Source organism: Pseudomonas sp. GW458-11-26-14-LB4 (genome assembly GCF_059423925.1).
The window spans coordinates 46,341-69,877 of the sequence record NZ_JBWKYU010000029.1; the positions used below are offsets into that span (position 1 = coordinate 46,341).

The window sequence follows — 23,537 nt, forward strand, 5'->3', positions numbered from 1 at the left end:
AGTCGGCTATTGCGCTCGTCATTTTGTATACATGTTTTGCATGCATATGCAGCAATCCGTGAACCACAATGCTAACGTGGCCCTTATTGACCCGACGGAGACACCTGCGTGCTGATCCTCAAACTGCTGCTGATTCCCGGTTTCCTGCTGCTGATTTCCCTCGCGGGCAAGCGTTGGGGCCCCAGCGTCGCCGGGTGGCTGTCGGGGTTGCCAGTGGTGGTCGGGCCGATTCTGTTTTTCCTCGCCATCGAGCAAGGCCCGGCGTTTGCCGCGCAATCGGCGGTGGCGGCGCTGTCGGCCATGTTTGCGATGATCGCGTTTTGCATCACTTACGCGCAGGTGGCGCAGCGGGCGAGCTGGCCGCTGGCGTTGGTGGTTTCTTTATCGGTCTGGGCCGTGCTGGCGTTGATCCTGTCGCTGATACCGGCCTCTCTGCCCTTCTCGATTGCCGCCGCTGCAACTGCCCTGCTTGCCGCGCCATACCTGTTTCCCAAGGTACAACCGGTGGTAAGTGGCCCGGCGCCGAAGTCGGACAAACTGGTCTGGCGGATGATCGCCGGGGCCGCGCTCACGCTGGTGGTGACGATGCTGGCCAGCACCGTCGGCGAGCGCTGGAGCGGTCTGCTCGCGGTGTTCCCGGTGCTCGGCAGCGTGATGGCGGTGTTTTCCCAGCAGACCCGTGGCCCGGCGTTTACCGCCGCGTTGTTGCGGGCGACAGCGACGGGGATGTATTCGTTTTCGGCGTTTTGTCTGGTGCTGGCGCTGACGGTTCCCAATCTGGGTTTCGGCGGTTTCGTGGTGGCCGTGGCCATTTCGGTGGCGATGCTGGGCGTCACCCGGCAGTTGCTGGCCAAACCCGCGCCGGCACCGTCGCCGAACTGAACCCGCCCGGACAAACCGCTCTGGAGTGCCGGGTGTGCTCCGTGGGATGATCGCCGCCCAAGCGCGACCATCCCTCGGAGATTCGAATGTCATTGCTTAGCAAGAAAGCCGTCGTCCTGTTGTTGGCGGCGGTGGCCGGTTTCGGTGCCATCAATGCTCAGGCAGCCAAAGCCAAAGAGAAGGCTGTCACCGAGAAAGTCTCGATGCTCGACGGCAAATTCAGTTTTGTCCTGCCCAAGGGCTTTGTCGGCGACCCGCTGCCAGCCGGGCCGACCGGTGCGAAGGGCACCATGTACAGCAACGACGCCACCAAGACTGTGGTCATCGTCGCCGAAAACCAGATTCCCGAAGGCAACAACGTCAAGGACAACGACAGTACGTTCCTCGACGGCACCGTCTCCGATTTCATCGACGCCCAACGCAAGGCCCTGCCGGACTTCAACAAGCTCAGCGAAAAGAGCCTGACCCAGAAAGGTAACGGCCTGGGCTTGCGTCAGGTCGACAGCACCGCCACCCAGGGCGGCGGCCAGACTCTCAACACCACGTTGCTGGCCGGTTCCGGCACGCGCATGGCGCTGGTCCAGGTGATTTCCCGGGCCAGCGACAAGAGCGGTCACGAGGCATTGGTGAAAACCATCCTCAAGGAAAAGTGATCTTCACGGGTTGAGTTGCTGCAACCAGCCATTCAGATCCCGCAGTTCGGCCGCGCTGATGCTGTGGCCAACGCCGGGATAGGCATGAAATTGCGGTTTGTACGACAGCTTCTGCAACAACGCATCGGCCTCGGTGCCACCGCTGTACGGCACTCGGTCATCCGCGGTGCCGTGGCCGATGAAGATGTCCAGCGGCGGATGCTGCTGCTCTGATTTCAGCTCGCTCTTGAGCACCGGCAATACCCGCCCGCTCAACGCCGCGATGCCACCCACTACCGCCGGCTGCCGCAGCCCGACCTCGTAGGTCATCATCGCGCCCTGGCTGAAACCGATCAGGTACACCTTGTCCGGTTGCGCGTGATATTTCTGCGCCGCTGCGGCGATAAAGGCCCGCAGTTTCTGGCTGCTGGCCTTCAGATCATCCGTCTCGCCGTTGTAGGCACCTTCGCCTTTCTTGCGAAACCACTGGAAACGCCCTTCACCCAACGCCATCGGTGCCTGCACCGACAGGTAGTTGTACTGCTTGGGCAGCTGAAATTTCATACCGATCAAGTCTGCTTCGTTGCTGCCATAGCCATGCAGGAAAATCACCAGCGGACGCTGTTCGGCGTCCGGGTGAACCTGGGCCAGGTAGTTGAGCGGCAGATCGTTTTGCAGCGAGGTCTGAGCCTGAACGGCAGTGGACGCGAGCAGCGTCAACAGCGTAAACACCTTCAACATAAGCCTTCCTTCACACAGTGCAGGGTTCGGCGCAGAGCCTAACACTGTGATCCGGAGGATGGGGTGTCAGTCGTTGATCAGCTTGCCGACTCGAATCGGCTCGCGCCCCGCCACTTTCGCCTGCCAGATGCCCGGCTGGGTGTAGCGACCGCGATCGATGGCGAACAACACGCCACTGGTGCCGGCACGCACGGTGGTCACGCGGTCGTTCAACGGATCGACCACTTCGAACAGCGCATCGCCGCGCTCGACCCACTCACCGGCATCGCGCAGGAAACTCACCACGCCGTGGTGCGGGGCGAACAGGTATTCGGTGCCTTCGAACGGCATGCCTTCGCAGCATTCCTGCGGCGCCTTCGGCCATTCGCCGCTGATGAAGCCCTGCTCGGCCAAAAAGCCCAGAATCGCCTCGCAATTGGCCTGAGCCTGATCGACGCGGGTGTCGCCCATGCTGCCCAGTTCCAGTGTGGTAGCGAGGTTGGCCGGTGGAATCGCAGCCTCCGGGAACATCCGCGCCAGGCGCAACCACGGCGAGGAGCAGGATTCATCGAACGAACTGCCACCGGAATCTTCACACAACAGCGCCACGCCAGCCTTCAGGCGTGCGGCGAGGGATCGCCACTGCGGCCAGTGCTGCGGCAAGGCGTAGATATGAATCGCGGCGTCGAAATCGCAATGCAGATCGAGGGTGATGTCGGCCTCACAGGCGTGGCGCAGCAACAGGCGGTGCAGCGCTTCCAGTTGCGACGCCGGCGCTGGCAACGCATCAAGCACCTGGCCCATGGTCTGGCGGATCAACGCAATGTTGGCTTGGGCATCACCACCCAACTGATGCCCGATGCGTTCGGCCACCGGCGCGCTGAGTTCGACGAAGGAGCGGTTGAAGTTCTTGCCGCTGCCCAGCTCGAAACGCCCCATGTGGCTGCCTTGCAGGTGCTGATCGAGGCCGATCGGGTTGGCCACCGGCACCAGTTCGATCACGCCTTGCAACTGGCCGTTGCTTTCCAGTTCGGCCAGGCGTTTTTTCAGCTCCCACGCGGTACGCATGCCCGGCAGTTCATCGGCGTGCAGGCTGGCCTGGATGTAGGCCTTGCGCGGGCCGGCGCCGTAACGGAACACGCTCAGGGAACGTTCGCTGCCCAAGTGGCTCCAGGGCAGAAGGTGGTCGATGCGTTGCATGGGGAACTCCGGAAATTCTGTAGTCGTTGCCGAGGCAATGACTGCATTGAAAATGTGCTGACAGGATAAATCACGGGCGAAAAAAAAGTGGCCACCGCGCAAACGGGGCCACCTTTTTTCTACGGCGTATTAATGGCCGTACACGTCAAAGTCGAAGTACTTGTCCTGCACTTGCTTGTACTTGCCGTTGGCGCGGATTTCGTTGATGGCGGTGTTGAATTTCTCTGCCAGCTCGGTATCGCCTTTACGCACGGCGATACCGGCGCCGCCGCCGAAGTACTTGGCGTCTTCGTAGGTCGGGCCGACGAATTCAAAGCCTTTGCCGGCGTCGGTTTTCAGGAAGCCGTCGCTCAGGTTGACCGAGTCGGCCAGCATCGCGTCGATACGACCGGACACCATGTCCAGGTTGGCTTCCTGCTGCGAGCCGTAACGCACCAGTTCGATCCCGGCCGGCACCAGCACTTCGGTGGCGTAACGGTCGTGGGTACTGGCGCGCAGCACGCCGACTTTCTTGCCTTTGAGCTCAACCAGCGGGTCTTTCACGCCCGAGCCTGCCTTCATCACGAAGCGCGCCGGGGTGTGGTAATACTTGATGGTGAAATCGACGTTTTTCTTGCGGTCGTCAGTGATGGTCATCGAGGACAGGATCGCATCGATCTTCTTCACTTTCAGCGCCGGGATCAGGCCGTCGAACTCTTGCTCGACCCAGGTGCATTTGACTTTCATCTGCTCACACAGCGCGTCGCCGATGTCCACGTCGAAACCGGCCAGTTTGCCGTCAGGGGTTTTCATCGAGAATGGCGGGTAACCGGCTTCGATACCGATACGGATCGGTTTGGCGTCTTCGGCCACGGCGGTCAGGGACAACATCGACAGTGCCAGGGCACCGAACATAACCAGCTTTTTCATTTATTACTCCCGTGTGCGGAGGCTTTTATTGGCAGCTTTCGATTGTCAGGTTCGGCCTTGGGCTGTGTAGCGCAAAGAAACCGAATTGGCCGGCAGTCTATGGCGGCGCGCACGGGGCAAATTGTGTTTAAGCGACAAATACTTACAGAAAATCGGCGAGTGCCATCACGTGGGAAAAGTGTGCGCCAGAGCGGTGCAAGGGTTGTAGGACAAAGCCGACAAAAGGTGCCGCCGAAGCGGCAACCTTCTGGCTATCAGCAGTCGCAAGCGATCGGCGCAGTGGCGACGCGCGCTGTCGCAACACTCAACTGGAAGCCTTCATCCAGCCACCCGGTCACCCCGCCGATCATCTCCTTGACCGGATAACCCAACGCCGCCAGCTTCACCGCAGCTTTGTTGGCACCATTGCAGTGGGGACCGGCGCAATAAACCACGAAAAGCGTGTTTTTCGAGTAGTCCACCAACCCTTCCGCCGTCAGCAAACGCCCGGGAATATTGATCGCCCCGGGGACATGCCCACGCTCGAAGGCCAGCGGCCCGCGCACGTCCACCAGCACAAAGTCGACTTCGCCGGCTTCCTGGCTGCTGAAGACGTCGGAACAATCGGTTTCGAAGGTCAGACGGTTGCTGAAATGCATCAGGGCAATGGCCGAAGGGGCAGCAGGAATTTCGCGAACCAGGCTGGGCATGTTGAATCACTCCTTTGTCTGTGGGGATGAACAGACTTTATCGAGCCGCCGCTTGCCGCTACAGTGGCGCACAAGACACTCACCGGGAATTTTCCGCCAAATGCCTGATTCACCTGGATTGGTCGCGATTCTGGCCTACGACGGCCTCTGCACATTCGAGTTCGGCATCGCCGTGGAGATCTTCGGCCTGGCCCGGCCGGAGTTCGACTTTCCGTGGTACGAGCACTGCATTGCGGCGGTCGATCAAGGCCCGATGCGCGCCATGGGCGGGATCCAGGTGCTGGCCGATGGCGGTCTGGAATTGTTGGCGGATGCGCGCACCATCATCATTCCTGGATGGCGCGACCGCAGTGCACCGGTGCCGGAAGTCTTGCTCGAAACATTGCGTGACGCGCATTCACGCGGCGCTCGGTTGCTGTCGATCTGCTCCGGTGTGTTTGTGTTGGCAGCAAGCGGCCTGCTCGACGGGCATGGCGCCACCACTCATTGGCGCTACACCTCGGAGCTTGCCGAGCGCTTCCCGGCCATCGATGTCGATCCTGATGTGCTTTACGTCGATTCCGGCCAATTGATCACCTCCGCCGGCAGTGCAGCGGGGATCGACGCCTGCCTGCACCTGGTGGCGCGGGACTTCGGCACCCAGATCGCCAACTCGGTGGCGCGGCGGCTGGTGATGTCGCCGCAGCGCACCGGCGGTCAGGCGCAATTCATTCCGACGCCGGTCAGCCCGACGCCGCGCAGCGACCTGTCACGCGTGATGCAGTGGGCCCGCGAGCGCCTGCACGAACCGCTGGAAGTGCGCGATCTGGCCAGCGAAGCGGCGATGAGCGAACGCACCTTCCTGCGCAAATTCACGGAGGCCAGCGGCCAGTCCCCCAAAGCCTGGCTGCAACACGAGCGTCTGGCCCGAGCCCGGGAATTGCTGGAAAGCACGCCGCAGAACACCGAGCAGATTGCCCTGCGCTGTGGCTATCGCTCGGTGGAAAGCTTTCGTGTGGCGTTTCGCAGCGTGGTCGGGGTGCCGCCGTCGGTGTATCGCGAGCGCTTTGGTCGTGAGATCAAGGCTTGCGCAGAAGATAGGTGTCCATGATCCAGCCATGCTCGGCCCGCGCAGCCTTGCGCACCCGTTCTATCTCATCGGCAACGTCGCCGAGCTTGCCATGGATGAGGATTTCGTCCGGCGTGCCGAGGTAGGCGCCCCAGTAGATCTCTGTCTCCTGATCCGCCACCTGATGGTAGGAATCTTCGGCGTCGAGCATCACCACCAGACTGTCCGTGTCACTCACCTGCCCTGCCGCCAGGCGTCGGCCGGTGGTGATTTCAATCGAGCGGCCGATGGTGTTCAACGGCACCTTGTGTTGTGCCGCCAGGGCCTGAACGCTGGTGATGCCGGGAATGACTTCAAATTCAAACGCGCATCGCCCCGAATCCAGAATCGCCTGCAGGATACGAATGGTGCTGTCGTACAGCGCTGGATCGCCCCACACCAGAAAACCGCCGCACTGCCCGTCAGCCAATTCGTCACTGATCAGGCGTTCGAAGGTTTGCTGCTTGGCGCGGTTCAGATCATCGACGCTGGCGCTGTAGTCCACATCGCCGCGCTCGCGCTCCGGGCTGTGGGCTTCGGCGAAACGGTACGTACGATCAGTGATGTAACGCTCGCAGATTTCTCGCCGCAGGTCGATCAGCTTGTCCTTGCTCTGGCCCTTGTCCATCAGGAAAAACACGTCCACCCGGTTCAGCGCCTTCACCGCCTGCATCGTGATGTAATCCGGGTTGCCGGCACCGATGCCGATCACCAGCAATCGCTTCATGGCTCTGCTCCTTCCACACTCATGCCGGACAAGCGTAGCCGCCAGCGCCCGGTAAACCGCAGATCGACCGCCGCCAGCGGCTCGACATCAATGCTGTGAAACGCCTCGCCCTGCGCGACCTGCATCAATGCAGCACGAATCACGAACGGATGGGTGACCGCCAACACGTGTCCCGGCGTGGCTTGCAGTGAAACCAGCCACGCGGCCACTCGTTCACGCAGTTGCGCCACCGACTCACCGCCATGGGGTGCGGCGTGCGGATCTTCGAGCCAGGCTTGCAATGCCTCGGGTTCGTTCCGCTGCAAATCCTTTATCGACTGACCTTGCCAGCGTCCCCAGTCGCAATCACGCAGGGCCTGATCAATGTGTATGTCGTGACCAAACCACGCCGCCGTCTGGCGAGTGCGCAGTTCCGGGCCGCAAATCAACCGTGACGCAGTGTCCAGACGCGAAGCCAGCGAGTCGGACGCCAGCGCCACGTCTTCAACAGGCTCGTTCGTAGGAAAACACGCCAATTTTTGTGCGACTGTTCTGGCATGGCAGATCAAGGTCAAACGGGTGGTCTGCACGGGAGGCTACTCGGCTGAAAGACAGGACGGTCATCGACGTAATCGCTGATGAAGCGGCAATTGTGCCGTAAACCGGGATGCTCCGGGCGAGTGGATTGGATGATCCGAGCGTGTGAAAGCGGCAATGTCTGACACCATTATGGGCAATGGACTACAAAACTGGTCGACATACGTGTAACCCTTGCGTTACGGGCATCCCGCCTCATTTTGGGGCCTGATTTAAACGCGGAAAAATTCGCTAGACATGTAGCGTCAGTTACATAAATACTGTTTTAACGGATTGTGAAGCGAATTCAACACCCCATCCAGCAGGAGCCCGGATGCCCCCTTTAAGAGACCTGATCACCGACCCCGGCCTTGACCTGACGCCGTCGGAGCGCAAAGTCGTTCGCGCCTTGCTCGATCAGTATCCACGCAACGGGCTTGGCCCGATGGCGCGCCTGGCCGAACATGCCGGCGTCAGCGATCCGACCATCGTGAGGCTGGTGAAAAAGCTCGGCTTCGGTGGTTACGCCGAATTCCAGGACGCCCTGCTCAGTGACATGGACCATCGCCTGCGCTCGCCGCGCACTCTGTTGCAGCCGCGCTCGCATCAGAACAAGGACGATGCCTGGAGTCATTATCTGGCTCATAGCCACAACCTGCTGGCCGAAACCCAGGCCCTGACCCAGCCGGAAGATGTGCGAATTCTGGCCGACTGGCTGCTCGACACCCGCCATCAGGTCTACTGCTTCGGCGGACGCTTCAGCAGTTTGATGGCGACTTACCTGCTCAATCATTTGCGTCTGCTGCGCCCCGGTTGCTTTGCGCTGGAAGACAACGCGCAACTGCCGGATCGTCTGTTCGACCTGCAACGTCAGGACGTGGTGCTGGTGTTCGACTATCGCCGCTACCAGACCCAGGCCCTGCGCGTGGCGAGCGCGGCGAAGAACAGCAACGCCCGCGTTGTGCTGTTCACCGACATCTACGCCTCACCGCTGCGCGAACTGGCCGACATGATCATCAGCGCACCGGTGGAGTCGGCTTCGCCGTTCGACACCATGGTTCCGGCGCTGGCCCAGGTCGAGGCATTGATTGCCTGCCTGACCCTGCGTAGCCCGGACCTGGCCGATCGCCTGGAAGGCATCGATGCCCTGCGCAACGACTTCGACACCCATTTGCTGGAGGATAAATAAGGATGTTCAGCCTTCCCCATCGCTCGCCACGGGACCTGCCGTTTGTCACCGATCACACCGCCCTGTTGCTGGTGGACATGCAGCGCGCCTGGCTCGAGCCGCAGTTCGACCCGCACCTCGAAGGCCCGGACGCCGCATATTTCCTCAACCGCACGCGCTCGCAAGTGGTGCCCAATCAAGTCCGACTGCTCAACGCCTTCCGCGATGCACGGCAGAACGTGCTGCACACCCTGATCGAAAGCCTGACCGCCGATGGCCGTGACCGCTCGCTGGATCACAAGCTGTCGGACATGCACCTGCCCAAGGGCAGCCCGCAGGCACAGGTCATCGCCGAACTGACCCCGGCGGAAAACGAAATCGTGCTGCCGAAGACCTCGTCCGGGGTCTTCAACTCGACCAACATCGACTACGTGCTGCGCAATCTGGAAACCCGCCATCTGATCATCGCCGGAATTGTCACCGACCAGTGCGTCGACATGGCCGTGCGCGACGCCGCCGACCGTGGCTACCTCGTCACTCTGGTGGCGGACGCCTGCGCGACCTACACCGAAGCACGCCACGACGCCTGTCTGAACGCAATCAAGGGTTACTGCTGGATCACCGACACCGACACCGTGCTCGGCCGGTTGCAGGAGATGCATTCATGAGCGAACGCCTGTCGCCGTTGCCGATGACCACCATCGTCACCACTGACCTGATCGGTGTCACTCGTGGCCGTTCGTTTCCCACCGATGAGCTGGAGCACTATCAGGCCGCCGGTTGCGGCTGGGTGCCAGCCAACAGCGCGCTGACGCCGCAGGACATCATCGCTTCGACCAGTCCGTGGGGCGCTTATGGCGACCTGCGACTGATTCCCGATCTGGCCAGCCGCGTCACCGTCGGCAACGGCCCGGACGCCACAGCACCTGCGCTGGATTTCATTCACGGCGATATCCGCGAAACCGATGGCCGGCCGTGGGCCACCTGCCCGCGCACCCTGTTGCGCAACGAGGTCGAGCGCTATCGCGATGAGCTCGGCTTGCAGGTCAACGCCGCGTTCGAACACGAATTCAACCTGCACGCCGGGTTTGCCGAACATCTGGCGTTCTCGCTCGAAGCCCAGCGCCAGGGCGCCGAATTCGGTGGCTGGCTGCTCAGTGCGTTGCGCGCCGGTGGCGTCGAGCCGGAAATGTTCCTGCCCGAATACGGCAAGCATCAATACGAAATCACCTGCCGCCCTACCCTTGGCGTGGCGGCGGCGGATCGCGCGGTCAACGTGCGCGAGATTACCCGCGAAATCGCCCGGCAGATGGGTCTGGATCTGAGCTTTGCGCCAAAAACTGCTGCCGACGCGGTGTGCAACGGCGTACACCTGCACGTCAGCCTGCTCGATCTGGCCGGTCAGCCGATGCTCTACGACGCCGGCACCAGCAATGGCCTGTCGACCCTCGGCCAGCACTGGGCGGCGGGCGTGCTGCATTACTTGCCGGCACTGTGTGCGTTCACTGCACCGACGCCGGTGTCGTATGAACGCTTGCAGCCACACCACTGGAGCGCGTCCTACGCCTGCCTCGGCCAGCAGAATCGCGAAGCGGCGCTGCGCATCTGCCCGACCGTGAGCCTGGGCAACAAGCCCGTGGCGAAGCAATACAACCTTGAGTTCCGCGCCATGGACGCCACCGCCTCGCCGCATCTGGCAATGGCCGCGCTGTTGATTGCCGGACGCCTGGGCATCGAGCAGCGTCTGGCGCTGAACGCGATCACCGATGAAATTCCTGATTCACTCAACGACGAACAACGCAAGGCCCGGGGCATCGTTGCCCTGCCCGCCTCCCTGGCCCAGGCACTGGATTGCCTGCGTCGCAGTGAAGCGCTGGTCGAAGCGCTGCCAAGCGCGTTGCTCGAAACCTTTTTCGCCCTTAAAACCGAGGAACTGGCGCTGACGGAACAGCTCTCGCCCGCTGATCTTTGTGAGCACTATGCACGCCTGTACTGAATCCGTTGAGCTTGGGTTGTACACCCGACCGGTCTACAACCTGAGCCGTGAAGATTCGACGCACCCGCTGATTCTGGTGTGCGAACACGCCAGCCGCTACATCCCCGAGGCCCTGAACAATCTGGGCCTGGATGACACGGCCGCGCGCGAACACATCGCCTGGGACATCGGTGCCCTGGCGCTGGCCGAGCAACTGTCGGAGCAACTGGGTGCAACTCTGCTGAGCGCCAACTATTCGCGCCTGCTGATCGACCTCAACCGCCCGCGGCATGCGCCCGACAGCATACCGGCGCAGAGCGAGATCTATCAGGTGCCGGGCAACCGCGAGCTCGACGAGGCCACCCGCGAATACCGTCGCCAGTGCCTGTTCAAGCCGTTTCACACGCGGCTGCAACAACTGATCGACGCACGTCTGGCCGAAGGTCGTCCGGTACGGGTGGTAGGGATTCACAGTTTCACCCCTCTGTACTACGGCCAGCCGCGGGAGCTGGAAGTCGGCGTGCTGTTCGGTCAGGCCCGGGCCTATGCCCAACGGATGCTCGACGGTCTGGAGCGACACCCGCTGAAAGTCGCCGGCAACCAGCCGTACAGGATCGACCCGCTGGGCGACATGACCGTGCCGGTGCACGGCGATGCCCGGGGCCTGGAGTCGGTGTTGATCGAGGTGCGCAACGACCTGCTGCGCAGCCCGGAAGCGGTGACCCGTTGGGCGAATTATCTGGCTCCATTGCTGTAAGGATTGTTGTAACCACTGCTGATGCTGTAAACGACGGACCGATATAACAACTAAAACGACCGATTGGCTGACAAGGAGTTGCGCTTCATGGAAATAGAAGAGTTCGGCTACAAACAGGAGTTGAAACGTAGCCTGACACTGACCGATCTGGTGGTGTACGGGATGATCTTCATGATCCCCATCGCCCCGTTCGGCGTGTATGGCTACGTCAACGCCGAGGCACCGGGGATGGTGCCTCTGGCGTACATCATCGGCATGGTGGCGATGGTCTTCACCGCGCTGAGTTACGGCAGCATGGCCCGGGCCTTTCCGATTGCCGGATCGGTGTATTCCTACGCGCAACGGGGCCTGAATCAACACGTCGGTTTCATCGCCGGCTGGCTGATGCTGCTCGATTACCTGCTGATTCCGCCGCTGCTTTATGTCTACGCGGCAATGGCGCTCAACCACCTCTACCCGGACATCCCGAAAGTCGGTTTCATTCTGGCGTTCCTGGTCAGCGCAACCTTCGTCAACCTGCGCGGCATCACCTTCACCGCTCGCATGAACATTGTGTTCCTGCTGGCGCAGCTTGTTGTCTTGGGGATTTTCCTGTTCTACGCCTGGAATGCCCTGCACAACGGTGGCGGCAACGGCCAACTGACCTTGGCGCCGCTGTATCACCCGGAAACCTTCAACTTCGCCCTGCTGATGCAAGCGGTGTCGATTGCGGTGCTGTCGTTCCTCGGTTTCGATGCGATCTCCACCCTCGCCGAAGAGATCAAGGGCGATCCGGGCCGCAGTGTCGGCAAAGCAGCGCTGATCACCCTGGTAGTGATGGGGGTGATTTTCGTCGCGCAAACCTGGATTGCTACCGATCTGGCCGCCGGCATGGGCTTCAAGTCCGCCGACACCGCGTTCTATGAAATCGCCGAAATCGCCGCTGGCAGCTGGCTCGCAACCTTGACCGGCGTGGCCACGGCCCTGGCCTGGGGCGTGGCGGTGGCGATCACCTCACAAGCAGCGGTCTCGCGCCTGCTGTTCGGCATGGCCCGCGACGGCAAGCTGCCGAAAGTCCTGGCCAAGGTCCACCCGAAACACAACACGCCGTACCTGAGCATTTATCTGGTGGCCGTGCTGTCGCTGGTGATCTGCTACCTGTTCATCAATTCGGTGGACACCCTGACTTCGCTGGTCAACTTCGGCGCCCTGAGCGGCTTCATGCTGCTGCACCTGACCGTGATCAATTACTACTGGCGCCGGCAGAAGTCCGGCCAGGTGATCCGTCACCTGATCTGCCCGGTGATCGGCTTCATCATCGTCGCGGCCATCATGTACAACATGGGCGTCGATGCACAGAAACTCGGCCTGATCTGGATCGCACTGGGTCTGGTGTACCTGTTCTTCCTGAACAAGCTCGGCGCCAGTACCGCGTTGCCTGACCCGAGCAATGGCTGACAAGAAAAAGAGCGGCGTCTGACAACAAATCAGGCGACCGCCGCTTTAACGCGTGGAAACCGACAGTGATAGTCAGGTTCGGCGAATGGGCCGAACCTTTTGATACAGGAGTGCATCCATGCTGGTCTTACGCCCAGTCGAGCCAAACGACCTGCCTCAATTGCAACAATTGGCACGCGACAGCCTGGTGGGCGTCACATCCCTGCCGGACGACAGCGAGCACCTTGGCGAAAAAATCGCCGCGTCCTGTGCCTCGTTCGACAGCGATGCCGCGGCCCAGGGCCCGGAGAACTACTTCTTCGTGCTGGAAGACACCGACAGCCATCGACTGGTCGGCTGCTCGGAGATCCTCGCCACCGCAGGTTTCAACGAGCCGTTCTACAGCCTGCGCAACCGCCACTTCACCAGTGCCTCGCGGGAGCTGAACATCGAGCACGGCGTTCCGGCGCTGTCGCTGTGTCACGACCTCAGCGGGCATACGCTGCTGCGCGGTTTTCACATCGATGAAGCGCTGGTGCGCACGCCGTTTTCCGAATTGCTGTCGCGGGCACGCCTGCTGTTCATCGCCGCCCACGCGCCGCGATTTGCCGAAGCAGTGATCACCGAAATCGTCGGTTACAGCGACGAACAAGGCCATTCACCGTTCTGGGATGCGCTGGGCAAACATTTCTTCGACCTGCCCTACGTCGAGGCCGAACGCCTGTGCGGTTTGCAGAGCCGTACGTTTCTCGCCGAACTGATGCCGCAATACCCGATCTACGTGCCGATGCTGCCGCAAGCCGCGCAGGACTGCATCGGCCGCATCCACCCGGACGGCCAGGAAGCCTTCGACATCCTCGAGCGCGAGGGTTTTGAAACCAACAGCTACATCGATCTGTTCGATGCCGGCCCGACCTTGTATGCACGCACCGCCAACATCCGTTCGATCGCGCAGAGCCAGACAGTCACGGTTCAGGAGGAACCCCTGATCGATGCTCGCGGTCGCTATCTGGTGAGCAACGATGCTCTGCATGGCTTTCGGGCGGTGGTCGCCGAGCTGGATTTCCAGCCCGGTCAGCCCCTGGCGCTTGACCCGGCCCTGTGCGCGGCGCTCAACGTCCGCGCTGGCGGCACGATCCGGTTGATTGCCCTGTGAACCGCGCCCCTACCCAACGACAGTGCCCGAGCTGGCGCGCAAAAGGAGTTGCAGCATGATTGTCCGTCCGGTCCAAGTCAGCGACCTGCCAGCGTTGATGACGCTGGTGCAACAGGCCGGGCCGGGGTTCACCACCCTGCCCGCCAATGAAGATCGCCTGGCCCACCGGGTACGTTGGGCGCAACGGGCGTTCGCCGAGCAGGTCGAACGGGCCGATGCCGATTACTTGTTTGTACTTGAAGACGACGAGCAGCGAGTGGTCGGGGTCAGCGCCCTGGCCGGGGCCGTCGGCCTGCGTGAGCCCTGGTACAACTATCGCGTCGGGCTGACCGTCAGCTCGGCGCCTGATCTGGGTATTCAACGGCAGATTCCGACGCTGTTCCTCAACAACGAACTGACCGGCCAATCGGAACTGTGCTCGCTGTTCCTGCGCCACGACCAGCGCCATGGCAGCAATGGACGCTTGCTGTCGCTGGGGCGTTTGCTGTTTGTTGCCGAATTCCCACACCTGTTCGGCGAAAAGATGATCGCCGAACTGCGAGGCAGTGCCGACGAGCAAGGCTGCTCGCCGTTCTGGGACAGTCTGGGCCGGCACTTCTTCCAGATGGACTTCAGCCACGCCGACCACCTGTCCGGTCTCGGCAATAAAGCCTTCATCGCCGAACTGATGCCGCGTCAGCCGCTGTACACCTGCCTGCTCACCGAACAGGCCCAGGCCGTGATCGGCCAGGCCCACCCCAACACCGAGCCGGCACTGAAAATCCTTCAGTCCGAGGGTTTCGCCCACAAAGGCTATATCGACATCTTCGACGGTGGCCCGGTGATCGAAGCACCGATCCGCAGCATCCGTACCGTGCGCGACAGCCTGGAACTGACCCTGAGCATCGGCACGCCGGACGATCAGGCGCCGCTGTGGTTGATCCACAATCGCCGCCTGGAAAACTGCCGCATCACCGTCGCGCCGGGACGCCGGGTCGGCAGCAGTCTGGTGATCGACCGCCTCACCGCTAAACGCCTGCAATTGCAGCCGGGCAACTCGGTGCGGGCGGTGCCGCTGCCCAATCAACAGCAGCAGGCGGTGGCGGCCTGAGTGCCTCTGCCTGCAGCAAGAAAGCCTGAACAGGATTTTTCTGGTTAACTTCCTCGTTAATTCGTCATGATCCTTGACCCATTGGCGTGATAGCCTTTTCACCTTCGGCGTTGACACCTTTGCTCAAGCCTTTCCATTCCTTTGTATTGGTGGAACTCGTATGACCAGGCTTTCTCATCAAGATTTGCGCCGTAACTTCCGTCAGCTGCTGGCTTCCGACACCTGCTATCACACCGCCTCGGTGTTCGATCCGATGTCCGCCCGCATCGCCGCTGACCTGGGTTTTGAAGTAGGGATTCTCGGCGGCTCGGTCGCCTCGTTGCAGGTCCTGGGCGCTCCGGACTTTGCCCTGATCACCCTCAGCGAATTCGCTGAACAGGCCACCCGCATCGGCCGCGTCGCCCAATTACCGGTGATCGCCGACGCCGACCACGGCTACGGCAACGCGCTCAACGTGATGCGCACCATCGTCGAACTGGAACGCGCCGGCGTCGCCGCGCTGACCATCGAAGACACCCTGCTGCCGGCTCAATTCGGCCGTAAATCCACCGACCTGATCACCGTCGCCGAAGGCGTCGGCAAGATCCGCGCGGCACTGGAAGCACGGGTCGATTCGGAGATGGCAATCATCGCCCGGACCAACGCCGGCATCCTGCCGAACCAGGAAATCATCAGCCGCACCAAGCAGTATCAAGCTGCTGGCGCTGACGGTATCTGCATGGTCGGGATCCAGGACTTCGATCAGCTCGAGCAGATCGCCGAACACCTGACCGTCCCGCTGATGCTGGTGACCTACGGCAACCCGGCACTGCGCGACGACAAACGCCTGGCCGAACTGGGTGTGCGCGTGACCATCGATGGCCACGGTGCTTATTTCGCGGCGATCAAGGCCACTTACGACAGCCTGCGCGAACAACGCCAGATCTTCACCCAGGCCTCGGACCTGAGCGCCACCGAACTGACCCACACCTACACCCAGCCTGAGGAATACATCCTCTGGGCCAAGGAATACATGAGCGTCAAAGAGTAACCCCGCACCACGCTACAAAGAGGCAGAGCGGCCCGACGCCATCACGAGTCCACTCGCATGGCGCCCGCCGCGAAACCGCTAGACCGCTCTCTTTAAGCCTTCCTCCCGCTGTAATGCCCGCGTCTGAATCACGTTCAGAATGGCGCAGCCCTCTCGCATCAGCAGATGCACCGCGCTGGTAATCCGCGTCAGATCACAATCGGAAATGCCCTTCAGGTCGAGACTGGAAAACGTGTCCGCCAGATCGCGCACGACCACAAAACGGTGCATCGCACACGCGGCCATGTCGCTGAGTTCTTTTTGGGTATTGATGAAGAGCACCGGGGATTCGGCGTCGTAGGTGTCGATGGGGAGGTAGCGGGGGATTACTTGATCCGACATTGGTGTAACTCCTGTAATTAGGGCTCTCACCATTCGCGGCCAAACGAAGAGGGTGGCAGCCGTACGCGGGTTGGCCGACCGGATACAGGAACCGGCACACCCGAAGGTGTCCCACGCACAGCCGCCAAAACACAACAACTTCAGGCAAAAATCGCTGAATATGTTGGACAACTGTACGTTCCTGTATCGACCGGCCAAGGTCGTTCGCGGAGTTTTCCGCGAGCCCGAACTATAGGGGTCGATACTGAAACGCGGCAACAGGGTACGTTGTAGGAAAGGTCTTGGAAAGTTGTGCGCCGCTCACACTTTCCTCATTTCCCACAAAAGCCCCCTCACCCTAGCCCTCTCCCGGAGGGAGAGGGAACCGATTGGGGGATGCTCAGGATATTCATCGACCTGGATGCACTTCACCGAATCCATAATCGACTCGGTGTTTCAGGTCGATGTATAGCGCAAGACACCTCGGTCAGCTCCCTCTCCCTCCGGGAGAGGGCTGGGGTGAGGGAGAAATCTGCCTGACACCCCGCCAACTCCGCTACTCCACCGACCGGCTCACCGCCCCTTCGCCAACTCCATAATCATCCGCGACAACAGATAAATCCGCGGCGCCACGCTCTCCACCTCCGCGTATTCCTCCGGCGTATGAATGTTGCCGCCGACAATCCCGAACCCGTCCAGCGTCGGCGTCCCAACCCCGGCCGACAAACTGGCATCCGCCGCCCCACCGCTACCTTCTTCGGTCAACTTACGGCCAATCTCACCGTAAATCCCCTGGGCCATCGCCATCAATCGATCCGACTCCGCCGTCTGCGGCATCGGTGGCAAGCCGCGCTGCAATGAAGTCTTTACTTCGGTATCGGGAATCAATTTGTCCTGCGACACCCGCGCCAGATCCTTCTCGATCCGGTCGAATTCTTCCGGCACCGCCGCCCGCACATCAGCCTTGGCTGTGGCCTGATCCGGGATCACGTTGGTGCGGTCGCCGGCCTTGAGCACGGTGAAGTTGATGGTGGTTTTCTTGGCTTCGTCGCCGAGCTTGCCCAGTTGCAGGATCTGGTGCGCCGCCTCCATCGCCGCGTTGCGCCCCAATTCCGGCGCGACGCCGGCGTGGGCGGCCTTGCCCTTGACCTCGACCAGTGCGGTGGCGCTGCCCTTGCGCCACACCACCAGTCCATCCGCCGGACGGCCCGGTTCAAGATTGAGGGTCACGTCGTGAAGCTTGGCAGTTTTCTTGATCAGGTCGGTGGCGACGTCCGAGCCGGTTTCTTCGCTGGCATCGAGCAGGAAGGTGATTTGCGCGTAGTCCTTGAAGTCGAGGTTCTTCAGGATCTTCAGCGCGTAGATGCCGGCGACAATCCCGCCCTTGTCGTCCATCACCCCCGGCCCGTAGGCGCGGCCGTCCTTGATGTGGAACGGTCGCTCGGCGGCGGAGCCTTCCTTGAACACCGTGTCCATGTGCGCCATCAGCAGGATTTTCGCCTTGCCGGTGCCTTTGAGCGTGGCGAGCACGTGGTTGGTTTTTTCCGGCGTGTTGGGTACCAGTTCTATGGTCGCGCCGAGCTTTTTCAGCTCTTCGATGGCGATTTCGCTGACTTGCTTGAGCCCCGGTTCATAGCCGGAACCGGAATCGATATTGACCAGCCGTTCGAGCAATTTCAGGGCTTCGGGCTTGTATTGCTCGGCATCGGCCAGCACTTGTTTGTGCGGTTCGGCAAAGACACCGGAGGCTGCAAAAGTGAGGGAAAGGCCGGCCAGCAGAGAACGACGGAATTTGAACGTCATGAATCAATCCTTGTTTCGTGTCGGGTACTGAACCGTACCTGACATCGCGCCAAGGCTCTATCCCGGATGCGACACCCAATCCGTTCAAACCGAATCGAATACCTCGCGCCGCGGCTTGTCGTCGCTGCAGCAAATCACCCGGTTCCGCCCGCCGGCCTTGGCTTCATACAGCGCCTGATCGGCGTCATCCAGCCAGCGTGTCGCGTCGCCGTGAGCCGGATCGAGCGCCGCCAGACCGATGCTCAGGCTGACTTTCAGCGCCGGGTTCTGTTCGTACACCAGAAAGGAAAAACGCTCACGCAAGGCTTCCATCGCCTGCGCCGCATTGAACAGCGGCAAGTCCGGCAGGATCACGCAAAACTCGTCGCCGCCGTAGCGCCCCGCCACATCGGCCATGCGCAGGTTCTGCTTGAGCATCTTGCTCAGCTGACGCAGGACGATATCGCCAGCCACGTGGCCGTAGGTGTCGTTGATTGCCTTGAAGTGGTCGATGTCGATCAGCGCAATCGCAGCGCCTGTCTGCTGGCGTTTGCAGCGTTCGAATTCGATTTCCAGTTGATCCTTCCAGGCGCCGTGATTGAGCAGACCGGTGAGGCTGTCGGTGCGGCTCAGGGCCAGCAATTCACGTTTATGCAGGCCGAGGGTGTAGGCCTGGCGAAAGCAGATCCAGCCCAGCGCCAGCGGATACAGCATCAACAGCGGCAGACAGGCATAGAGCTGTGCCGGCGTGGTCATCGGGACGAACGCGGGGGCAAACACCACCAGCCCGACGCCGACGCCGAGCAACTGCGCCGCCGCTCCGGCCAATAGAAAACGAGCACCACCGATAGCGACGTTGTTCATCGCCATCATCGAAATGGTCGTGGCACTGGGCAAGGGATTGAAGTGCATGGCGGCGACCCAGAAGCCACCGAGAAAGGCGTCGATCAGCAGATTTCGGTGTTCGGCGTGATAAGGCACCCGCGCCCGTCGAGCCCATTGAAACGCCAGATGCGGCCAGAGCAGGCCGTTGAACAGCATCAGCGCCCAGACCCAGGCCGGCGGGTCGAGCGGGAACATCGCGACGCTCACGCACAAAAGCCCCAGGACCAGCCCGAGGGTTCGCGATGTATAGAGCCTCCTGGCCAGTGAAAGTCCCTTTCCTCCCGTTCTTCCCATAGGGGCCTCGACCACTCGACGGCACTGCGCAGACCGCAGACCGGATGTGCTGGGAGTCTATCAGGGCGACGTTAAATAGCCATCACCGGCCAGCGGGCCGAATACCCCGTCATCAGCACCACACGGCGGGCAAATGATTGGCTATACATGAAAGGAAGAAAATGGAAAAAAGACTCTAAGAAGGAGGCCCATGCAGACCTATCAAGTGTTGATCATCGGCAGCGGTTTTGGCGGCCAGTGCGCGGCGGTCAATCTGCTCAAGGCCGGTATCGACGACTTTCGCTTGCTGGAACGCCGGGACTTTTTCGGCGGCACCTGGTGCCAGAACACCTACCCCGGTGCAGCGGTGGATGTGCCGTCGCCGCTGTATTCGCTGTCGTTTGCGCCTTACCGCTGGACCCAGATGTTCGCCGAACAGGCTGAACTGCATCGCTACACCGACCATGTAATCGAACGCTTCGGCCTGCGTGACCGGGTGGAACTGCAGGCCAACGTCGAGCGCGTCGAATGGGACGACACCGAAAAGCGCTGGGCCGTACACACCGGCACCAAAGGCATTTTTTATGCGCAGTTCCTGATCAATGCCACCGGGCCGTTGAGCCAACCGGTTATCCCACACTTCCCCGGTCAGGATCGCTTTCAGGGCAAGACCTTTCATACAAACAATTGGGATCACAGCTACGACTATCACGGTAAACGCGTGGCGATTGTCGGCAGCGGTGCCAGTGCGGCTCAGGTGATTCCGGCCATTGCACCGAAGGTCGCCCAATTGCATGTGTTTCAGCGCACAGCGCATTGGGTGCTGCCCCGGGCCGATCGTACGTTCGGGCGATTCCAGCGCTGGCTGCTGGGTCTGAAACCCGCCTACAAGTTGCTGCGCTGGATGATCTACTGGCAGTTCGAAACCCGGGTTATCGCCTTCAAATATTCGAAACCGGCGATTCACATGGTGCAGCGACACGCCCTGAAGTTTCTCAAACGCCAGGTGACTGACCCCGAGTTGCGGAAGAAACTGACACCGGACTTCACCATTGGCTGCAAACGGGTATTGGTCTCCAGCACCTATTACCCGGCGCTGACCCGGCCCAACGTCACGTTGCACAGCCGAGAACAGGGCATCGCCAGCCTCGATGAAACCGGCATCGTCACCACGGACGGTCAGCACATCGACGTCGATCTGATCGTCTGGTCGACCGGTTACGACGCCACCGACGGCGTGATTTCCTACCCGGTCAGCGGAAAAAACGCTGTGCAACTGCGCGATGTCTGGGCGCAATATCCACGCGCTTACCTCGGCACCAGTCTGCCGGAATTCCCCAACCTGTTTATCGTCACCGGGCCGAACACCGGCATTGGCCACACCTCGGCGCTGTTCATCATCGAATCGCAGATGAACTACATCCTCGACTGCATCCGCACCTTGCAGAACAAAGGTCTGCGCAGCATCGAAGTTCGCCCCGAAGCAGAACGTACCTACACTCAGATGATTCACCGGGAAATGGAGCGCACGGTCTGGAAAACCGGCGGCTGCCACAGTTGGTATCAAAGCAGGAGCGGTCACGTGATCGCGATGTTCCCCGGCTTCAGTTTCAGCTACCACCGGTTGACCCGGGCGCTGAAACCGGCCGACCACATTCTGTCTTGAACAAGGAAGACCCACGATGCTTTTGCTGTTTGTCGCCCTCGCGGTTTTCGTGGCCTGGAGCTGGTTGAGCTACCCGGCAGTCGGCCACTGGCTTTACGATCTGAGCGCGGCCCTGGAGGCCAGGCTGTACCGGCTGCACAAGATTGAAGTGCCGATTGCCGAAATGACCGTATCGACCTGGCAAGGCGGGCCTTATGAAGCGTCGAGCAGCATTCTGATGCTGCACGGCTACAGTGCCGAAAAGAACCTGTGGCTGCGCTTCGCCCGGCATTTTGTCGGGCAGTACCGGGTGATCATCCCGGATCTGGCCGGCCACGGCGAAACCGGCTTCAAGGCCGGCGGTGGCTACGACATTCCGGTGCAGGCCAAGCGCATGATCCAGTTGCTCGACGTCTGCGGCGTCGAGAAGGTCCACGTGATCGGCAACTCCATGGGCGGCTACATCGCCGCGTGGCTGGCGGCGACCTACCCCGACCGCATCGCATCGGTGGCGCTGATCGACCCGGCCGGCGTCACTGCGCCCGAGGCCAGCGACATGGAGCGCCACCTGGCCCGTGGGCACAATCCGTTTCTGATCAATTCCCGGGAAGAATTCCGACGCTTCTATGCCATGACCATGGCCTCGCCACCGTGGGTGCCCGGTCTGGTGCTCGACGCGATCGCCCAGCGCTACGAACAATGCCGCGACGAACTGGAAGAGATCTTCCGGGATTTTCGCGCCAGCCCGCCGATGGAGCCGAAACTGCCGGACATCAAATGCCCGGCGCTGTTGCTCTGGGGCCGCAAGGACCGGTTGATCGACGTCAGCAGCGTGCCGGTGTGGAGCAAAGGCATCAGCAATTTGCGGGTCGATGTCTGGGACGGCGTCGGCCATATGCCGATGGTCGAGCAACCGTCGAACACGGCACGTCTGTATCGCGAGTTTCTGGGGGAGCATTCGCGTCAGGACAGGTAAACGGTCAGTCGTTGGCAGAATGAAGTTCGTAGGATTCTTCGTTTGCCCGCGTCAGCGAAGGCTGCGATCTTTTCCGACATCCTCTACGTGACCGTGCCAGGAATTTTTTTCATGACCGTGCAGCCTTTCGTCAGCCCCGACCTGATCCGCCAACGCTTCTCCAAAGCGATGTCCGACATGTACCGCGAAGAAGTGCCGCTGTACGGCGCGTTGATGGAACTGGTGGAGCAGACCAACCGCGAAGTACTGGCACGCGAGCCGCAAATCGCCAGTCAACTGCACAGCACCGGTGAGATCGAACGGCTGGACATGGAGCGCCACGGCGCAATCCGCGTTGGTACCGCCGCTGAACTGGCCACCCTCGCCCGCTTGTTCGCAGTGATGGGCATGCAACCGGTGGGCTATTACGACCTGACCCCTGCCGGGGTGCCGGTGCATTCCACGGCGTTTCGCGCGGTGCATGAAGATGCGCTGCAGGTCAGCCCGTTCCGGGTGTTCACTTCGTTGCTGCGACTGGAATTGATTGAAGACCCCGAACTGCGTGCCTTTGCTGAATCGGTGCTGGATAAGCGTTCGATCTTCACACCGGCGGCGCTGCGCCTGATCGAACAGGCCGAGTCCGCTGGCGGGCTGAATGAATCCGAGGCCGGGGAATTTGTCCTGCAGGCGCTGGAGACTTTTCGCTGGCACCACAGCGCCACCGTCACCGCTGCGCAATACCAGACCCTCAGTGCTCAGCATCGCTTGATCGCCGATGTCGTCGCCTTCAAGGGCCCGCACATCAACCACCTGACCCCGCGCACGCTGGACATCGACATCGTCCAGGCGCAGATGCCGCAGCACGGCATCACGCCCAAAGCGGTGATCGAAGGCCCACCGCGCCGGCAGCACCCGATCCTGTTGCGTCAGACCAGTTTCAAGGCGCTGGACGAGCCGATCACCTTCACCGACCAGACGCAAACCCGTGGCAGCCACAGCGCCCGCTTCGGTGAAATCGAACAACGTGGCGCGGCGCTGACCCCCAAGGGCCGTGCGTTGTACGACCGACTGCTGAACGCGGCGCGCGATGAACTCGGCGATTTCCCCAACGAAGCCAATGCCTCACGCTACGACGCCCTTATGACCCGGCACTTCAGCGAATTCCCTGACAGCCTCGAGGGCATGCGCGAGCAGGAACTGGCGTACTTCCGTTATTTCCTGACAGACAAAGGGCTTGAGGCGGGTCGTCCCGCTGATGTTTCGCTGCAAGCTTTGTTGCGCGACGGCTATGTGAAAGCCGAACCGCTGGTGTACGAAGATTTCCTGCCAGTCAGTGCGGCGGGGATTTTTCAGTCAAACCTGGGGGACGCGGCGCAGGCGCACTATGGCGAGCATTCCAACCGACAGGCTTTCGAACTCGCCCTCGGGCGTTCGACCATTGATGAATTGGGGTTGTATGCCGAGACGCAACAACGCTCGATTGAAGACTGCCTGGCGGTGTTGAATCGATAACGCGGCGATTAGCCATACTGCGCAAGAAGTTGCGCAGTTCCCTGTAATAAAACCCCTATAAAACCTTTGAAACCCTTGTGCCACGTGCCCTTCAGCCAAGTGCGCAAGAAGTTGCGCAGTACTGCGCAACTT

Annotated in this window: 23 protein-coding genes; 14 read left to right on the plus strand and 9 right to left on the minus strand. The window is 61.2% G+C overall.

The annotated features are described in order from the left end of the window. Positions 1-108: 108 nt before the first annotated feature. Both AC07XZ_RS27535 and AC07XZ_RS27540 read left to right on the plus strand, forming a co-directional pair. Positions 109-882 carry a hypothetical protein gene (locus AC07XZ_RS27535; RefSeq protein WP_102688460.1) on the plus strand — a complete coding sequence of 258 codons (774 nt, stop codon included), beginning with the start codon at positions 109-111 and terminating at the stop codon, positions 880-882. Between the two features lie 86 nt (positions 883-968). Further along, positions 969-1,535, plus strand: a complete 567-nt coding sequence (locus AC07XZ_RS27540; protein ID WP_102688459.1) for a DcrB/PsbP domain-containing protein — start codon at positions 969-971, stop codon at positions 1,533-1,535. 3 nt (positions 1,536-1,538) lie between these two features. On the opposite strand, the gene AC07XZ_RS27545 is transcribed toward AC07XZ_RS27540, so the two are convergent. From AC07XZ_RS27545 to AC07XZ_RS27560, 4 genes are all read right to left on the minus strand, one after another. After that, entirely contained in the window at positions 1,539-2,255 is a 717-nt protein-coding gene (locus AC07XZ_RS27545) for an alpha/beta hydrolase (RefSeq protein ID WP_102688458.1), read from the minus strand. A 66-nt stretch (positions 2,256-2,321) separates the two neighbouring features. Beyond that, complete coding sequence (locus AC07XZ_RS27550; protein WP_102688457.1) at positions 2,322-3,434, minus strand: succinylglutamate desuccinylase/aspartoacylase family protein; 1,113 nt, start codon at positions 3,432-3,434, stop codon at positions 2,322-2,324. Between the two features lie 129 nt (positions 3,435-3,563). Further along, positions 3,564-4,343 carry an ABC transporter substrate-binding protein gene (locus AC07XZ_RS27555; protein ID WP_007956251.1) on the minus strand — a complete coding sequence of 260 codons (780 nt, stop codon included), beginning with the start codon at positions 4,341-4,343 and terminating at the stop codon, positions 3,564-3,566. Positions 4,344-4,597: 254 nt separating this feature from the next. Then, on the minus strand, positions 4,598-5,032 hold the full coding sequence (locus AC07XZ_RS27560; protein WP_102688456.1) for a rhodanese-like domain-containing protein: 435 nt from the start codon (positions 5,030-5,032) through the stop codon (positions 4,598-4,600). A 100-nt stretch (positions 5,033-5,132) separates the two neighbouring features. Here AC07XZ_RS27560 and ftrA point away from each other — a divergent pair, with 100 nt between their 5' ends. Beyond that, complete coding sequence (gene ftrA / locus AC07XZ_RS27565; RefSeq protein WP_102688455.1) at positions 5,133-6,122, plus strand: transcriptional regulator FtrA; 990 nt, start codon at positions 5,133-5,135, stop codon at positions 6,120-6,122. Here the strand turns inward: ftrA and cobF are convergent. Both cobF and AC07XZ_RS27575 read right to left on the minus strand, forming a co-directional pair. Continuing rightward, positions 6,091-6,846, minus strand: a complete 756-nt coding sequence (gene cobF, locus AC07XZ_RS27570; protein ID WP_102688454.1) for a precorrin-6A synthase (deacetylating) — start codon at positions 6,844-6,846, stop codon at positions 6,091-6,093. The genes ftrA and cobF overlap by 32 nt on opposite strands. Next, positions 6,843-7,415, minus strand: a complete 573-nt coding sequence (locus AC07XZ_RS27575) for a histidine phosphatase family protein (protein WP_102688453.1) — start codon at positions 7,413-7,415, stop codon at positions 6,843-6,845. Before AC07XZ_RS27575 ends, cobF begins: the two co-directional genes overlap by 4 nt. Positions 7,416-7,735: 320 nt before the next feature. Here AC07XZ_RS27575 and AC07XZ_RS27580 point away from each other — a divergent pair, with 320 nt between their 5' ends. The 8 genes from AC07XZ_RS27580 (at position 7,736) to AC07XZ_RS27615 (ending at position 15,993) form a co-directional block, all read left to right on the plus strand. Next, positions 7,736-8,590, plus strand: a complete 855-nt coding sequence (locus AC07XZ_RS27580) for a MurR/RpiR family transcriptional regulator (RefSeq protein WP_011333500.1) — start codon at positions 7,736-7,738, stop codon at positions 8,588-8,590. Between the two features lie 2 nt (positions 8,591-8,592). After that, positions 8,593-9,237 carry a cysteine hydrolase family protein gene (locus AC07XZ_RS27585; RefSeq protein ID WP_102688452.1) on the plus strand — a complete coding sequence of 215 codons (645 nt, stop codon included), beginning with the start codon at positions 8,593-8,595 and terminating at the stop codon, positions 9,235-9,237. Next, a complete protein-coding gene (locus tag AC07XZ_RS27590) occupies positions 9,234-10,565 on the plus strand; it encodes a type I glutamate--ammonia ligase (RefSeq protein ID WP_102688451.1) in 1,332 nt (443 codons plus the stop codon). Before AC07XZ_RS27585 ends, AC07XZ_RS27590 begins: the two co-directional genes overlap by 4 nt. Beyond that, entirely contained in the window at positions 10,549-11,301 is a 753-nt protein-coding gene (locus AC07XZ_RS27595) for an N-formylglutamate amidohydrolase (protein ID WP_102688450.1), read from the plus strand. The genes AC07XZ_RS27590 and AC07XZ_RS27595 overlap by 17 nt, the downstream gene beginning before the upstream one ends. A gap of 87 nt (positions 11,302-11,388) precedes the next feature. Next, positions 11,389-12,738, plus strand: a complete 1,350-nt coding sequence (locus AC07XZ_RS27600) for an APC family permease (RefSeq protein WP_011333496.1) — start codon at positions 11,389-11,391, stop codon at positions 12,736-12,738. A 118-nt stretch (positions 12,739-12,856) separates the two neighbouring features. Further along, entirely contained in the window at positions 12,857-13,873 is a 1,017-nt protein-coding gene (locus tag AC07XZ_RS27605; RefSeq protein ID WP_102688449.1) for an arginine N-succinyltransferase, read from the plus strand. A gap of 55 nt (positions 13,874-13,928) precedes the next feature. After that, positions 13,929-14,963: an arginine N-succinyltransferase gene (astA, locus tag AC07XZ_RS27610; RefSeq protein ID WP_007956239.1), complete on the plus strand. Its 1,035-nt coding sequence runs from the start codon at positions 13,929-13,931 to the stop codon at positions 14,961-14,963. 160 nt (positions 14,964-15,123) lie between these two features. Further along, complete coding sequence (locus AC07XZ_RS27615; protein WP_007956238.1) at positions 15,124-15,993, plus strand: isocitrate lyase/PEP mutase family protein; 870 nt, start codon at positions 15,124-15,126, stop codon at positions 15,991-15,993. A gap of 78 nt (positions 15,994-16,071) precedes the next feature. On the opposite strand, the gene AC07XZ_RS27620 is transcribed toward AC07XZ_RS27615, so the two are convergent. The 3 genes from AC07XZ_RS27620 to AC07XZ_RS27630 all read right to left on the minus strand — a co-directional run bounded on the left by AC07XZ_RS27620 (position 16,072) and on the right by AC07XZ_RS27630 (position 19,314). Continuing rightward, entirely contained in the window at positions 16,072-16,374 is a 303-nt protein-coding gene (locus AC07XZ_RS27620; RefSeq protein WP_102688448.1) for a hypothetical protein, read from the minus strand. A gap of 552 nt (positions 16,375-16,926) precedes the next feature. Then, positions 16,927-18,156, minus strand: coding sequence for a M20/M25/M40 family metallo-hydrolase (locus AC07XZ_RS27625; RefSeq protein WP_102688447.1), 1,230 nt, complete (start codon positions 18,154-18,156; stop codon positions 16,927-16,929). Between the two features lie 84 nt (positions 18,157-18,240). Continuing rightward, entirely contained in the window at positions 18,241-19,314 is a 1,074-nt protein-coding gene (locus AC07XZ_RS27630) for a diguanylate cyclase (protein WP_102688446.1), read from the minus strand. Between the two features lie 190 nt (positions 19,315-19,504). On the opposite strand from AC07XZ_RS27630, the gene AC07XZ_RS27635 reads away from it, so the two are divergent. The 3 genes from AC07XZ_RS27635 (at position 19,505) to hglS (ending at position 23,405) form a co-directional block, all read left to right on the plus strand. Further along, positions 19,505-20,959 (plus strand): flavin-containing monooxygenase, encoded by a 1,455-nt coding sequence (locus tag AC07XZ_RS27635; protein WP_102688445.1) that lies wholly within the window; start codon positions 19,505-19,507, stop codon positions 20,957-20,959. 16 nt (positions 20,960-20,975) lie between these two features. Beyond that, the gene (locus AC07XZ_RS27640) at positions 20,976-21,914 is read left to right on the plus strand and encodes an alpha/beta fold hydrolase (protein ID WP_102688444.1); all 939 of its coding nucleotides are present in this window, start codon (positions 20,976-20,978) and stop codon (positions 21,912-21,914) included. Between the two features lie 111 nt (positions 21,915-22,025). Further along, complete coding sequence (hglS, locus tag AC07XZ_RS27645) at positions 22,026-23,405, plus strand: 2-oxoadipate dioxygenase/decarboxylase HglS (protein WP_102688443.1); 1,380 nt, start codon at positions 22,026-22,028, stop codon at positions 23,403-23,405. Positions 23,406-23,537: the final 132 nt, after the last annotated feature.